Origin of the sequence: Nitrosospira sp. Is2 (assembly GCF_033095785.1) — a bacterium.
Taxonomy (GTDB): Bacteria; Pseudomonadota; Gammaproteobacteria; order Burkholderiales; family Nitrosomonadaceae; genus Nitrosospira.
The window spans coordinates 717,398-730,847 of the sequence record NZ_CP137134.1 but is presented as its reverse complement, the minus strand read 5'-3'; the positions used below and the strand labels follow the sequence as shown (position 1 = coordinate 730,847).

General features: G+C 53.2%; 12 protein-coding genes and 1 pseudogene. 12 read left to right on the top strand and 1 reads right to left on the bottom strand.

What is annotated here, in order from left to right; translation table 11 throughout:
- Window positions 1-461: 461 nt before the first annotated feature.
- Window positions 462-1,575, bottom strand: a pseudogene (locus R5L00_RS03265) (IS3 family transposase).
- A gap of 850 nt (window positions 1,576-2,425) precedes the next feature.
- On the opposite strand from R5L00_RS03265, the gene R5L00_RS03260 reads away from it, so the two are divergent.
- The 12 genes from R5L00_RS03260 (at window position 2,426) to lipB (ending at window position 13,406) form a co-directional block, all read left to right on the top strand.
- Complete coding sequence (locus R5L00_RS03260; protein WP_317653345.1) at window positions 2,426-2,905, top strand: response regulator transcription factor; 480 nt, start codon at window positions 2,426-2,428, stop codon at window positions 2,903-2,905.
- Between the two features lie 336 nt (window positions 2,906-3,241).
- A complete protein-coding gene (locus R5L00_RS03255; protein WP_317653344.1) occupies window positions 3,242-3,502 on the top strand; it encodes a hypothetical protein in 261 nt (86 codons plus the stop codon).
- A 566-nt stretch (window positions 3,503-4,068) separates the two neighbouring features.
- The gene (locus R5L00_RS03250; protein WP_317653343.1) at window positions 4,069-4,851 is read left to right on the top strand and encodes a Stp1/IreP family PP2C-type Ser/Thr phosphatase; all 783 of its coding nucleotides are present in this window, start codon (window positions 4,069-4,071) and stop codon (window positions 4,849-4,851) included.
- Between the two features lie 84 nt (window positions 4,852-4,935).
- Entirely contained in the window at window positions 4,936-6,111 is a 1,176-nt protein-coding gene (gene sucC, locus R5L00_RS03245; protein WP_317653341.1) for an ADP-forming succinate--CoA ligase subunit beta, read from the top strand.
- 1 nt (window position 6,112) lies between these two features.
- On the top strand, window positions 6,113-6,991 hold the full coding sequence (gene sucD, locus R5L00_RS03240) for a succinate--CoA ligase subunit alpha (RefSeq protein ID WP_317653339.1): 879 nt from the start codon (window positions 6,113-6,115) through the stop codon (window positions 6,989-6,991).
- Window positions 6,992-7,039: 48 nt separating this feature from the next.
- Window positions 7,040-7,951: a CobD/CbiB family protein gene (locus tag R5L00_RS03235; protein WP_107692291.1), complete on the top strand. Its 912-nt coding sequence runs from the start codon at window positions 7,040-7,042 to the stop codon at window positions 7,949-7,951.
- A gap of 62 nt (window positions 7,952-8,013) precedes the next feature.
- A complete protein-coding gene (locus R5L00_RS03230; protein WP_317653338.1) occupies window positions 8,014-9,540 on the top strand; it encodes a DUF853 domain-containing protein in 1,527 nt (508 codons plus the stop codon).
- 148 nt (window positions 9,541-9,688) lie between these two features.
- Window positions 9,689-9,979 carry a hypothetical protein gene (locus tag R5L00_RS03225; protein ID WP_317653337.1) on the top strand — a complete coding sequence of 97 codons (291 nt, stop codon included), beginning with the start codon at window positions 9,689-9,691 and terminating at the stop codon, window positions 9,977-9,979.
- A 278-nt stretch (window positions 9,980-10,257) separates the two neighbouring features.
- Complete coding sequence (locus R5L00_RS03220; RefSeq protein WP_107692294.1) at window positions 10,258-11,406, top strand: D-alanyl-D-alanine carboxypeptidase family protein; 1,149 nt, start codon at window positions 10,258-10,260, stop codon at window positions 11,404-11,406.
- Between the two features lie 51 nt (window positions 11,407-11,457).
- On the top strand, window positions 11,458-12,321 hold the full coding sequence (locus R5L00_RS03215; RefSeq protein WP_317654101.1) for a D-amino acid aminotransferase: 864 nt from the start codon (window positions 11,458-11,460) through the stop codon (window positions 12,319-12,321).
- Window positions 12,322-12,476: 155 nt separating this feature from the next.
- The gene (locus R5L00_RS15795) at window positions 12,477-12,722 is read left to right on the top strand and encodes a YbeD family protein (RefSeq protein WP_375136108.1); all 246 of its coding nucleotides are present in this window, start codon (window positions 12,477-12,479) and stop codon (window positions 12,720-12,722) included.
- A gap of 30 nt (window positions 12,723-12,752) precedes the next feature.
- Complete coding sequence (lipB, locus tag R5L00_RS03205; protein WP_107692296.1) at window positions 12,753-13,406, top strand: lipoyl(octanoyl) transferase LipB; 654 nt, start codon at window positions 12,753-12,755, stop codon at window positions 13,404-13,406.
- Window positions 13,407-13,450 lie beyond the last annotated feature (44 nt).

The following is a 13,450-nucleotide window of genomic DNA, read 5'->3' as shown; positions in this document are numbered from 1 at the left end:
GGTTATTTGATTCGAGGCCGCATACTCGAGGAACAAAAGAACTTTCTTAGCCGCTCTTGATCGCTGCGTATTGTCGCTTGGTGGAACGCGTGCTGCATCCCCGCGTGTAACATGCATATAGCCGCAGTGATTGCTGCCATGACGATATGACCCATGGGGCGGTTGGGTGGAGAATCCACGCCGCTGCTGTGGAGGGAGATTTGCTCTTTATGCGAGTGGCCGGGATATATCGGTTGACTTTATTAAAGAGAAATATGAGCTTTACCGCAGGTATGAGTATCCGCGCTCTATGCTGAACAGTCTACAAGGGAAGAAAGCCAGGGCTCAACGCAGAGAGGACTGCCAGCTGGGCGAGCAGGCTGAAACGTGAGATAACCTGTCAAAGCTGGCAAAAGAGTTTGGTATAAGCGAGAGAAACGCTTTATCAATTTCGGTTGAGATCCAACCCGTAAGCTTCCCCCTCAAGTAGACAGTTCAGAAGTAGAATTCTTCCCTGTGAGCAATTGCTCACGGAACACAGCCGGGGGCAGGCTTCCCAGCGCGTCATGGGGTCGTTCTTCGTTATAGCTTTGTAGCCACTGATGCGTGATTTCTCGCACCTCATCCAGTGACGTAAATAACCAATTGTTGAGGACTTCCGTCCGATATGATCGGTTGAAACGCTCGATGAAAGCATTTTGATTCGGCTTGCCCGGCTGGATGAAACGCAGTTCAATGCCCTTGTCCTGGCACCAATCGGCCAAGTACTGCGAGGTCAGTTCCGGGCCATTGTCGAGCCGTATCGCTTTGGGCAACCCACGCCAAACCTCAAGCTGCTGTAATGTTCGCACGACGCGTTGCGCGGGCAGACTGGTATCGATCTCGATAGCTAACGCCTCTCGTACGCTTTCATCCAGAATATTCAATGTGCGGAATCGACGTCCCTGGTAGAGACGTCGCTCATGAAGTCCAGCGACCAGACTTCATTGGGCAGCTGCGGTGCGTCCAGCGGCTGCATTGGTCTGATCAATCGTTTCTTCGTACGACGCGGCAGATTGAGCTTCATGGCGCAATACACCCGCCAGACTCGCTTGTGGTTCCAATGATGACCTTTAAGCCGCAGCCGGTGATGGCATTTCCAAAATCCCCAACGGCCATGCCTGGCAACAATCGCATTGAGCGCCTCAATCACCGGCGCATCCCGCACTGCAAGCTTGTTCTCGTCCCGGTAATACGCCGCCCGTGACAGGTTCACCAATTGGCAGGATTGTCTGATCGACAGCTTCTGATCACCCGCCAAACGCAAAACCACATCCCGGCGCTCAGACGGCGCTATAGCTTTTTTAATACCGCCTTGATCGCTTCATTCTCCAGCGCAAGATTCGCATACATGCGCTTGAGCTGACTATTTTCCGCTTCCAGCTCCTTCACCCGTACCAACTCGGAAACCTCAAGCCCACCATACTTGGCTTTCCACTTATAGTAGGTTGCCGAACTGATCCCGTGCTTGCGCCATATCTCGTTGACCGCAACGCCACCGTCCGCTTCCTTCAGAATCCCAACAATCTGGCTTTCCGTAAAACGTGATTTCTTCATTTGAACCTCCAGGCAAAATCCTGCCAGAAAGTTCTACTTTTCGCTTGTCTCTAAAACAGGGAAGCTTACGAACCCACCAAGGCTTGCGCCGGCTCGCTCAAAAAGAAATTTCCCTTCAATACCTCGCGGATAGCAGTTATCAGCACCCCCCGGGATCACGGGGGTCCCTTATGGTTAATTTTACCTACTCGACCGCGAAGCCTATGGGATTGAAGTACATCTTTTATCTACTAAGACTAAGACACCTGAAGTTCTTACAAAAAGAAACCCAGTAGCCCAAGCTTAAGGTGGATGTGTCCTTCTTGCTTCGTAAGGAGATTGGGCATGGGTGACATAAGTACTTTCGGGGGACGCTTACTCACGCGTTGCTCGGGGTTTTACTTAGTATAAAACCAGAGTTTCCCCAATATATGGATAGTATTGGCTGGATTAGGATGAAGCTAATTTCAATCTTTTGAAGATTATCATGAACACAGAAATACAATCGGTACCTGGCACAGCGATATGAAAATACGGACAAGGAAATGTTGGTAAGGTAGAGGAACAAAAGAAGAAACGGCTTCAGCATTACGATGACAAAAGCTACCGCTATGGTAGAGAAGGAAAGGATTTCCAATCGCGTACCCTGGCTTTACCTCGGAAATGCCAGCGGACGGCAGAGGAAGCTACCATCCAAGCTTTTCAACACGGCAGGGCGTCGGAGCTTGCAAAGCGCGATTATGCCGCTCCTGCAAAAACACCGCGCCAGCTAAACCGATAAAACTAGGGCGAGAATCGGACCAGATTCTGCAACCCATGCAAGAACCAGCAACGCACTGTAAAGGCGAGATGATTTCACGGACCCATGAATATGCCAGCCTCGAAAGCGAAAGTTATGTTAGTGGACGACCATGCCATGCTGCGCTATGGCATGGCGATGCTCATCAATCTCGAGCCCGATATGGAGGTTTTTGCCGAGGCTGGAGATTGGGACGAGGCGCTGGCCACGCTCAAAGCCGGACATCATCCCGATATCGTTTTGATGGATGTGTCTCTCAAAACCTATTCGGGATTCAGCGTAATAAAGAGCATGCACAGCAGGATTCCCGCATTGCCCGTGCTCGTTGTGTCCTTGCACGACGAAGCGGTGTATGCCGAGCGGGCTTTGCGGGCGGGCGCGCGGGGTTATGTGATGAAGCAGGAGTCGGGCAAGATACTGGTGATCGCTATCCGCGAATTATTGAAAGGCCATTACTATCTGAGCAAGCCAATGCAGGTGAGATTGTTGAACCGGGTCGCGGCTGGAAATTTGGAAAACGAACCGTTGATTAGCCTGACCCCAGTAAGTTGACGTATTGTCTTTAATTAAGGTCGCCCACAGCACCGCAGATTAAATGCGATGTGCCACTCAGTGGATTTCCAACAAAAGCGTCCCATTTTTCCCAGGGTCCGGAGTATTAACCTCCCGGCTCACTTTCCATCACTAAAATTCATCCCTGCCCACTGAGCAACTGGGGGCAATATGGGCGAGCGAACTCGTTCGCCATCTAGAGTAACTATTGCGTAGTACGCCTCATCGCCGTCCTGGAAGTTAAACTCCACTTCCGTTACACGCCCGCTTATCAAAAACATTTACAATAAATTTATTATTCGACAGGAGCTTTCAATAGGGTGATAGGAATTCAAAATGAGAATTATTGTAGTGCTGTTGTTGATCGGGTTGGCGGGATGTGCCACGACTCCCTCTGCTTATTACGGAGAATACACGCGTGGAGGAGAAGTGGCAGATTACAGGGCGGCGCTTCACGAATGTCGAGCCGTGGCGAAAAATAAGGCCGATAAGGATAATTACGCAGACCCTTTGACTGCGGTCTGGTGGACTTATGTTGACGAATATACATTGGCCTGCATGAAGGAAAAGGGATTCGAGTTGGTCAAAAAAAAGTGACCCCTTCTTTTCCTTTGTTTGGAGGTTGACCAACTCCTCTTTAACAAGTCTCGTAATACTCGTTCGTCTAAATCAATAACGTCCCGTGCGTCTATCTATGCGGCTTAGCGCACAGATTTCCCTTAGGGGAAACGTAATAATTGGGGCGTATCAACGACTGCAAGAGGGGTGCGCCATGAACAGTATCTTCGTGTTTTGGGGTACGTATATTCTTGTACTCACCGCTGGTTTAGGGCTGTTGGGCGTGAGTTGGAGCTGATATCCTAGCACTTGAAATATTCATAATGGCCCGGAGCGTATAACGCGTCTCCGGGCCATTTCATTTCCATCACATAAAACCCCCTGTGGCCAATATTTATCCATTTCCGCCCCGATACTCTGCTCGTACGCTCCGCGTTTACAGGCCCGTCGAGATGTAACACGCAGAAGTGCGATATTTACTCCACCTGTTATTGCTGGAGGACTCGCCCACGGGAATGGTATGGTGGGAGGATAAGCCATGCTGATTTGTCGCAGGATACTGTTTCGCAGCACCTTCATTGTTTAGCGGACGAGGAAGCGATGCCATGGTCAGGTTGCTCTCAGCGGCGGTAACTCATGTGGGGCTGGTGCGCACAAATAATGAGGATGCATACCTTGCCATGCCTAAGGTCGGGCTTTTTGCCCTCTCCGATGGTATGGGCGGAGCAGCAGCCGGTGAAATTGCGAGCAGATATTTTATAGAAACGGTGCAAGCCGTTTTTACCAATGACATTCCTGGTTCCGCGGGGGAGACGTATGCGCGAGTGGAAAAAATATTCGGGGACTCGAATAAACGCATACTGGAGCACGCTGCGCAGAATCCGGATGACTGGGGAATGGGTTGCACGGGCGATATTCTCGTGTTTTATGACGACCGCTACGTTGTCGGTCATGTAGGGGACAGCAGGGTATACCTGCTGAGGCACGGGGGCTTGTTGCAGTTGACCAGCGATCACTCCCTGGTGCAATTGCAGGTGGATAAGGGCCTGTTGACGCCGCAAGGTGCAAGAACTCATCCCCAGAAAAATATCATCCTCAGAGCTATTGGAACCGACTCGTTAGTGTTTCCGGATATTCTGAAAGGTGAAGCGCTCGACCACGATATATTTCTGCTTTGCTCAGATGGGTTGACCGACATGGTGGAGGATTCCGAGATCCAGCGTATTCTCAGTTGGGATGGATCGCGGCAACAGAAGGCTGACAGTCTAATCGGGGCGACACTTGATGCCGGAGGAAGGGATAACGTCACGGTTGTTCTTTGTGAGGTAGGGATGAGCAGCCAGCAGAACCCGGCATTGGGGATCGCGCAGCAGATGACGAGTTCATGAATAAGCATGTGGAAGGTGTTTTTTTTCACGTGCCGCCGGTAAAAATTATTACGCTATACTCTGGTTTCTGTAGCTGGGACGATCATGAATATTCACGAGTATCAGGCGAAAAAAATTCTGCGCGAGTTTGGCGTTCCCACACCCGCAGGATTTCCTTGTTTTAGCGTTGACGAAGCCGTGGAGGCCGCTAAAAGTCTGGGCGGAAGCGCGTGGGTGGTTAAAGCGCAAATTCACGCCGGAGGACGCGGCAAGGGCGGTGGGGTGAAAGTGGCGAAGTCGCTCGACGAAGTGAAACAATTCGCGGCCAAAATATTGGGTATGACGCTAGTCACGCCTCAGACTGGTCCCAGGGGTCAAGTCGTGCGAAAGCTTCTGATTGAACAGGGCGTCGACATAAAAACGGAGTTTTATGCCGGCCTGGTTGTGGATCGCGGCAGTCGCCGTGTCTGTGTGATCGCTAGCGGGGAAGGCGGCATGAATATCGAGGAGGTCGCCGCCACGTCGCCGGAGAAGATCCACAAACTGCTTATTGACCCCGTGGCAGGATTGACCGTCGCGGACGCTGAAGATATGGTACGGCGGATGGGGATCACCGAATCGGCTGTTATGGAGGCAGGCGCGTTATTGCAAGATTTATACCGCGCGTACGACAGTACCGACGCGACGCTGGTCGAAATCAATCCCCTCATACTTACCGCGGAGGATCGTGTTCTCGCGCTCGACGCGAAAATGAATTTTGATGACAACGCCTTATTCCGTCATTCCGAAATTGCCGCACTGCGCGATCTCGACGAGGAGGATCCCGCGGAGATCGAAGCGTCCAAATATGAACTGTCATACGTCTCGCTGGACGGCAACATCGGTTGCCTCGTGAATGGCGCGGGTCTTGCGATGGCAACAATGGACATCATCAAGCTCTACGGCGGAAATCCCGCCAATTTTCTCGATGTGGGTGGCGGGGCAACCGCGGAAAAGGTGGCGGAGGCATTCAAGCTGATGCTGCGCAATCCGGAATTAAAAGCGATCCTGGTCAATATATTCGGGGGCATCATGAAGTGCGACGTTATTGCCGAAGGCGTCGTGACCGCAGCGAGAGAGGTGCATCTAAACGTTCCGCTGGTGGTGCGCCTCGAAGGTACCAACGTGGACCTGGGTAAAAAAATCTTCGCCGAATCCGGATTGCCGATTATTCAGGCTGGAAATATGGCGGATGCAGCGGAGAAGGCGGTTGCAGCCGCGTCGGCAGGGGGAGGAGTTTAGAATGGCTATTCTTATAGACAGGAATAGCCGGGTCATGACGCAAGGCATTACTGGGAAGACCGGGCAGTTTCATACGCGCATGTGCCGTGATTATGCTTTCGGAAAAAATTGCTTCGTTGCGGGCGTGAACCCCAAGAAAGGAGGCGAGGATTTCGAAGGTGTGCCGATTTTTGCTACCGTCGGGGAGGCGAAAGAGGCCACAGGCGCGACCGTTTCGGTGATCTATGTACCGCCGCCGTTTGCGGCTGAGGCGATCGATGAGGCGGTCGAAGCGGAACTGGATCTGGTCATCTGTATTACGGAGGGTATTCCGGTTCGCGATATGGTGCGTACCTGTGCCAAAATGGAAGGTCGGAAAACGCGGTTAATCGGGCCCAATTGTCCAGGCATTATCACGCCCGATGAAATCAAGATAGGCATTATGCCCGGCTATATACATAAAAAAGGGGGCGTCGGCGTCGTGTCCCGCTCGGGTACGCTCACCTACGAAGCGGTGGCGCAGTTGATGGAGCAGGGATTGGGGCAATCCACCTGTATCGGCATCGGTGGCGACCCGGTGAATGGGTTGAAGCACCTTGATGTGATGAAGTTGTTCAACGACGACGCCGAGACCGAGGTGGTATTGATGGTGGGCGAAATCGGCGGCTCAGATGAGGAGGACTGCGCCCGCTGGGTCCGGAACCATATGCGGAAGCCGGTGGTGGGATTTATTGCGGGTCTGACGGCGCCGCCGGGCAGGCGCATGGGGCACGCTGGAGCGGTCATTTCCGGCGGAAAGGGTACCGCGCAGGAGAAGTTGGCAGTGATGGAGGAGTGTGGAATCAAGGTAACTCGCAACCCGGCCGAGATGGGCAAGTTGCTCAAATCGGTATTGCGCTAACTATCCGCGAATATTATCGCGGGTTAATACAGACTTGGGTTTTCCGCAATGACCTTCTTTTCATTAATCTTCGCTTTCCTGCTGGAGCACTGGCGCCCTATTAACGATCACAATCGTTTGGTTCCGGCGTTTCTTTCCTACGCTGATTCCCTGGAGCGTTATTTCAACACGGGTGTGCGGCGCCATGATATCGCCGCCTGGTTTGCTGCCGTAGTCCCCGTACTCGTACTCACGCTGTGGATCTACTATCTACTCTATAGTGTAAACCCGCTGCTGGCATGGGCGTGGAATGTCGTCACGCTCTATCTCACCATGAGTTCCCGTCAGCTTACCTATTCGTTCAACGAAATCTATACCGCGCTCAAAAATGGAGATCTGCCTCTCGCCCGTGAACTGCTGACGAAGTTCTACGGAGTTCCCGCGGAAGAACTCAGCAGTCAGGAAGTTGCACGCCTGACAATTGAACTGGGCCTGATTAATTCTCATCGCTACGTTTTTGCGATTATCATCTGTTTTGCCCTCTTGCCCGGGCCGCTGGGCCCGGTTCTTTATCGCCTGGCCGAATTATTGAACGAACGTTGGGGTAGTCGCCCGGATGCGTTTGGCCGGTTTGCGTTAAAAGCTTTTGAAGTCATAGACTGGCTTCCGGCAAGGGCGACCGCCATGAGCTTTGCCATTGCAGGCAATTTTGAAGATGCCGTTTACTGCTGGCGTGCGCAGGCCGCGTCCTGGGTGGACCGAAATCAGGGAATCGTTCTTGCCAGTGGCGCCGGGGCGCTGGGGATCTGTCTGGGAGAATCCCTGGGGGAGGCCGGCGGTAGCCACTATCGTCCAGAATTAGGCGTTGGCGACGAGGCTGACGTAGACTTTTTGCAAAGCGCTGTTGGACTGTTCTGGCGGACGCTGGTGTTATGGCTTGTGCTGCTGTTGCTGTTGGAAATCGCGGGTTGGGCAGGGTGAGCAACCCCGGTTGGGTTTTGATACACTGTTCAGTATTTTAAATCTCAACCTCCGCTGACCTTATGCCGCATCCTTTAGTGATCGCTCATTCCAGCCAAGCAGTTGGCCTGTTACCCCATTTCGCCAATCGTCATGGCTTGATTACCGGCGCAACCGGTACTGGCAAGACCGTCACGCTACAGGTTCTGGCCGAGCGATTCTCCTCTATCGGCGTGCCGGTGTTCATGGCTGACGTGAAGGGTGATTTGTCCGGGCTTTCCGTTGCGGGCACGGCGGCGCCGGGTTTGATGGGGCGGCTCGCGCAACGCGGACTTGAGGAACCGCAATGGTCAGCCTCTCCGGTTACGTTCTGGGATATCTTCGGGACCGCCGGACATCCGGTCCGCGCCACAACATCCGACATGGGCCCCCTGTTGCTCGGGCGGATGTTCAATCTAAACGATACCCAGCAGGGCGTATTATCGCTGGTGTTCAAGATCGCGGACGACAACGGTCTGTTGCTGCTCGATTCCAAGGACCTGCGGGCCATGTTGCAGTTTGTGGGCGACAACGCAAAGAATTTCACTGTCGAGTATGGGAACGTTTCAGCGGCCTCTATAGGCGCGATTCAGCGCGCCTTGCTTGAAATCGAACAACAGGGGGGCAGGAGTTTTTTCGGCGAGACGATGCTGGATATCCACGACCTGATGCAGACCGATAGCAGAGGCTGCGGCATGATCAATATCCTCGCGGCCGACAAGCTGATGAACTCACCCAAGCTCTATTCGACATTTCTGCTGTGGATATTGTCGGAGCTGTTCGAGCATCTTCCTGAAGTTGGCGACCCCGAAAAGCCAAAGCTGGTATTCTTCTTTGACGAAGCCCATCTGCTATTCAATGAAGCGCCAAAACCGCTGCTGGAGAAAATAGAACAGGTAGTGAGATTGATACGCTCCAAGGGAGTCGGCATTTATTTTGTTACGCAGAACCCCCTGGATATCCCGGAGAATGTGCTGGGTCAGCTCGGTAACCGCGTGCAGCATGCATTGCGGGCGTTCACACCGCGCGATCAGAAAGCGGTCCGGGCGGCAGCCCAGACCATGCATGCGAATCCTGGTTTAAATACGGAAAAAGCAATCATGGAGCTTTCCGTCGGCGAAGCGCTGGTATCCCTGCTGGATGAGAAAGGGCGTCCATCCATGGTTGAGCGCGCCTTCATCCTGCCGCCCGCATCCAGAATTGGTCCAATAACAGAAGCGGAACGTCGGACAATTATCGAATCCTCGGTTCTTTTCGGTCATTACGAACAGATCTTGGACCGTGAGTCGGCTTATGAAATAATTAAACGCCGCACAACTGAAGCAAACGCGGGGAGCGAGCCGGTGCCACTGCCGGGCAGGACTGGGCAAACTGAGCAGGCGAGCGGCGGAGGTGGCATGATGGACGTGCTCGGAGATATGCTTTTAACCAAAACCGGCCCGCGTGGCGGGCGGCAGCCCGGCGTCATGGAGTCAATGGCAAGGAGCGCTGCGCGCTCTATCGGTTCCCAGGTCGGCCGGGAGATTTTTCGCGGTGTGTTAGGCAGTATTTTCGGCGGGCGCAGGCGCTAACCACGTGATATCTCCTAGGATGCTTATGGAATATTTTTTAGAGGCTGAGGTTCGCTGAAAAAAAAACAGGGAATTCTCCCGGAACAGCTCTGTCATAAACCCATACGTTTGAGAAACCGCATCAGTTTGAGGAGATAGAGGAGAAAAAATGATGCGTTCAATCTCAGCAGTCTTACTGATTGGGGCGTTGGCCGGTTGCGCGTCCACAGGGCCAGGGTCAACCGGGCAGAGCCAGCGCCCGGCCGGACCGCCGCCCCCCAGTGCGCGGCCTGTCTATAATCTTACCGGTTATTCACCCGCATTCAAGGATGGCTATATCGATGGTTGCGAGACGGCAAAAAAATCTGCATACGGTGCGAAGGACGCGCGCCGGATTTCTGCCGACACGCAGTATCGGCTCGGCTGGAATGACGGCTTCAGCATCTGTCGTCGAAAGTAGCGACGGCATTCTGCCGTACCGTGGCGCCGGGACGGTTACAGGCCCCGAGCCTTCAACACTGATCGTACGCGGTGGCAAGAGATAGCGCAGATTTCGCAGCGAGCTCGAAAGCTGAGGGGCTTGGGCACTCGTATGCTTTCGTTCGATAGTTTTGGGAGAGCATTCTTTTCTGACGGCCTCCTTTCGCGCCTCTGCTGATAATATCCATAGGCTTATCCAGAGGTTCCTCAATTTGTTCCGCTTGGCTGCGATATAATTGTTTTTTTTAACAGCTTCCAATGAAACGCTCACTTCCGTTAATCTCGTTATGGCTGTGTTTGTTCGTGTTACCCGCAGCTGCCCAGGAGTCCAGATTTTCCAGGCCGGACGAAGCTTTGTCCTTGGCTGCCAGGTCTTACATCCTTAGGGATTTTCAGAGTGGCCAGACCTTGGCCAGTCAGAACCTGCACGAACGCATAGAACCCGCATCGCTTACCAAGCTGATGACAGCGTATATCGCTTTCTCTGCGCTCTACCAAAAACGCATTTCCCTGACTCAGGCTGTCCCGGTGTCGGAGCGGGCCTGGCGCACGCAAGGCTCCCGCATGTTTATTGAGCCGAGCAGGGTGGTAACAGTTGATGAATTAATCCGCGGTATGATCGTGCAGTCCGGTAACGATGCATCCATCGCTCTGGCAGAGACGGTAGCAGGCACGGAGAGCGCCTTCGTCCAGATAATGAATAGAGAAGCGGCCCGCATGGGCATGAAGAACACCCGTTTCGCCAATTCAACCGGGTTGCCGCACCCCGAGCACTACAGTACTGCGCATGATCTCGCCTTGCTTGCGACAGCGGTCATCCGGGATTTTCCGGAATACTATCCGCTTTATTCTCTACGCGAGTATACATACAACAAGATTACTCAGCCGAACCGTAATCGTTTGCTGTGGCTCGACCCGAACGTGGATGGGCTCAAGACCGGGCATACCGAAGCTGCGGGCTATTGCCTGATTACATCCGCCAAGCGGGGCGAGCGGCGGCTAATTTCTGTTGTAATCGGGACTGCATCCGATAGCGCGCGCACCGTTGAAAGCCAACGACTGCTGAATCACGGTTTTCAGTTTTACGACACCGTCCGCCTCTACCCTAAGGAACACGAAGTGATTGCAATCCAGTTGTGGAAGGGCGCTCAGGACAAGCTCAAGACCGGATTCGGTCAGGATATTTACTTTTCGCTCCCAAGAAATCAGGCTGATAAGCTGGAAGCCAAGATGGAGTATAAACAGCCCCTTTTAGCCCCCATCAACGCCGGCCAGAAAGTCGGCGTAGTGAAGTTTACGCTCAAGGGCAAGACCGTGGCCGAGCACCCGTTGGTGGCGCTGGAAACCGTAAGTGCCGGGAATTTTTTTGGCCGCGCCTGGGATAGCGTGCGGCTGATTTTTAATTAATGTGGATTTACATGCACGCGGTCCGCTACAAATTTACTGGCAAGGTTTATGATGATTTATCTTAACGGTACCTTCATGCCGATTGAGGAAGCACGCATTTCGGTACTGGACAGAGGCTTCATTTTTGGCGATGGGGTATATGAAGTCATACCCGCGTATTCCCACACGCCTTTTCGGCTGTCTGAACATCTGCTCCGCTTGCAGCACAGCCTTGACGGAATTCGTCTGGAAAATCCCCATACGAACAGCGAGTGGAGCGAGTTGCTGGAACAAATTATTGCGCGTAACAGCAGCGACGACCAGTATCTTTACCTGCATGTTACCCGTGGGGTAGCGAGGCGCGACCATGCCTTTCCAAAAGGTGTGGCCCCGACTGTATTCATCATGAGCAACCCCTTGTTGCCCCCCCCGGCCGAGTTGCTTGCGACGGGAGCCACCGCAATCACGGCCGTTGACAACCGTTGGTTACGCTGCGACATAAAGGGTATTTCACTATTGCCGAACGTATTGCTACGCCAGATGGCCATTGATGCGGGAGCGCTTGAAACGGTGCTGATCCGTGACGGTTTCATGACCGAGGGATCTGCCAGCAATATTTTTGTGGTAAAAAAAGGGCTTTTATTGGCCCCTCCAAAAAACAATTTGATGTTGCCGGGTATTACCTATGACGTAGTGCTCGAACTGGCCGAGGAGCATGGGATCCCGCATGAAGTCAGGGCGATTTCCGAGCAGGAGGTGCGCGCTGCCGACGAACTGTTGCTTACTTCCTCCACTAAGGAGGTGATGCCAATTACACGCCTCGATGGCCGCCAGGTTGGGGGCGGCGTGCCGGGAACAATGTTCGCGCTCTTTTACCGGCTTTACCAGGATTATAAAGACAAGGTAATGCGTAGAGGCGCTGTGCATACGCCATGAATTCTTACGATGACGTTTCCTTAATCGAATATCCCTGCGACTTTCCCATAAAAATAATGGGACGGGTCGGCGCTGCGCCGGGTTCTGCATCGTATAAGCTGCCGACGACGCCGCCAGACGGACCGCTGGATGCCGATGATACGACTTTTTCTGCCGTGACCGAACCGGAAGAGGTGAGCGCCGGGGTTCTGGAGCAGCGTCGGCAGGAGTTCACTCAGGCAGTACTGACGATTGTCAAACGTCATGCGCCTGACTTCGATGAGACGAGCCTGGAGGCCAGGATCAGCAGGAAAAATACTTATCTGAGCCTTACCTGTACTATTCGCGCCGTGTCCCGCGCGCAGTTGGATGCGCTATACCAGGAGTTGTGCGACCATCCGATGGTGGTAATGGTACTTTGAGGAGAACGGGAAATTCCTGACGTTCTTTCGATGACGGAAGTCTTGTGCCTTGAACCGGAAACTGATGGCTCAAACATTAGAATAAGATCTGGCGGAGTACTGGATTATCTTTCCGCCTGGCAAGCGATGAAAGAGTTTACAGCAGCCCGCAGTGCTGGCACTGCGGATGAAATCTGGCTATTGCAGCATCCGCCAGTTTACACTCAAGGCATCGCGGGCAGATCCGAACACCTGTTGCACAATAATGGCATTCTCGTGGTCCGGACAGATCGAGGCGGTCAAATTACTTATCATGGCCCCGGGCAGATTGTTGCTTATCTGATGCTGGATCTTCGCCGGCTCAAACTTGGAGTACGCGAGCTGGTCAGAAAAATGGAAGGTGCCGTGATAGACTTGCTCCAGGACTACAGCATCCGCGCGTCAGGCTCAGCCGATGCCCCCGGCGTGTATGTGGATGGCGCAAAGATTGCGTCCCTGGGGCTGAAAATCAAAAATGGTTGTTGCTACCATGGCCTGGCGCTGAACGTAAACATGGATTTGTTTCCGTTTACGTCAATCAACCCCTGCGGATATTCCGGACTGCGGGTGACACAAACGAGGGACCTGGGAATCACCGATGGGCTTGAGGTGCTAGGTTGGCGGCTTGCCACAAAATTAAAGGGAAGGCTAGGCGGTATCGGATAATCGAAGTTTTTCGGAATTTTGGGAAAATGTCCTATATGGGACCA

What these genes read in the sequence shown, in the direction of transcription:
- R5L00_RS03220 (WP_107692294.1), top strand. Translation starts at nt 10,258, where the DNA reads ATGAAACGCTCACTTCCGTTAATCTCGTTATGGCTGTGTTTGTTCGTG.
- sucC (WP_317653341.1), top strand. Translation starts at nt 4,936, where the DNA reads ATGAATATTCACGAGTATCAGGCGAAAAAAATTCTGCGCGAGTTTGGC.
- lipB (WP_107692296.1), top strand. Translation starts at nt 12,753, where the DNA reads ATGACGGAAGTCTTGTGCCTTGAACCGGAAACTGATGGCTCAAACATT.
- R5L00_RS03225 (WP_317653337.1), top strand. Translation starts at nt 9,689, where the DNA reads ATGATGCGTTCAATCTCAGCAGTCTTACTGATTGGGGCGTTGGCCGGT.
- R5L00_RS03255 (WP_317653344.1), top strand. Translation starts at nt 3,242, where the DNA reads ATGAGAATTATTGTAGTGCTGTTGTTGATCGGGTTGGCGGGATGTGCC.
- R5L00_RS03230 (WP_317653338.1), top strand. Translation starts at nt 8,014, where the DNA reads ATGCCGCATCCTTTAGTGATCGCTCATTCCAGCCAAGCAGTTGGCCTG.
- R5L00_RS03260 (WP_317653345.1), top strand. Translation starts at nt 2,426, where the DNA reads ATGCCAGCCTCGAAAGCGAAAGTTATGTTAGTGGACGACCATGCCATG.
- R5L00_RS03215 (WP_317654101.1), top strand. Translation starts at nt 11,458, where the DNA reads ATGATTTATCTTAACGGTACCTTCATGCCGATTGAGGAAGCACGCATT.
- R5L00_RS03235 (WP_107692291.1), top strand. Translation starts at nt 7,040, where the DNA reads ATGACCTTCTTTTCATTAATCTTCGCTTTCCTGCTGGAGCACTGGCGC.
- sucD (WP_317653339.1), top strand. Translation starts at nt 6,113, where the DNA reads ATGGCTATTCTTATAGACAGGAATAGCCGGGTCATGACGCAAGGCATT.
- R5L00_RS03250 (WP_317653343.1), top strand. Translation starts at nt 4,069, where the DNA reads ATGGTCAGGTTGCTCTCAGCGGCGGTAACTCATGTGGGGCTGGTGCGC.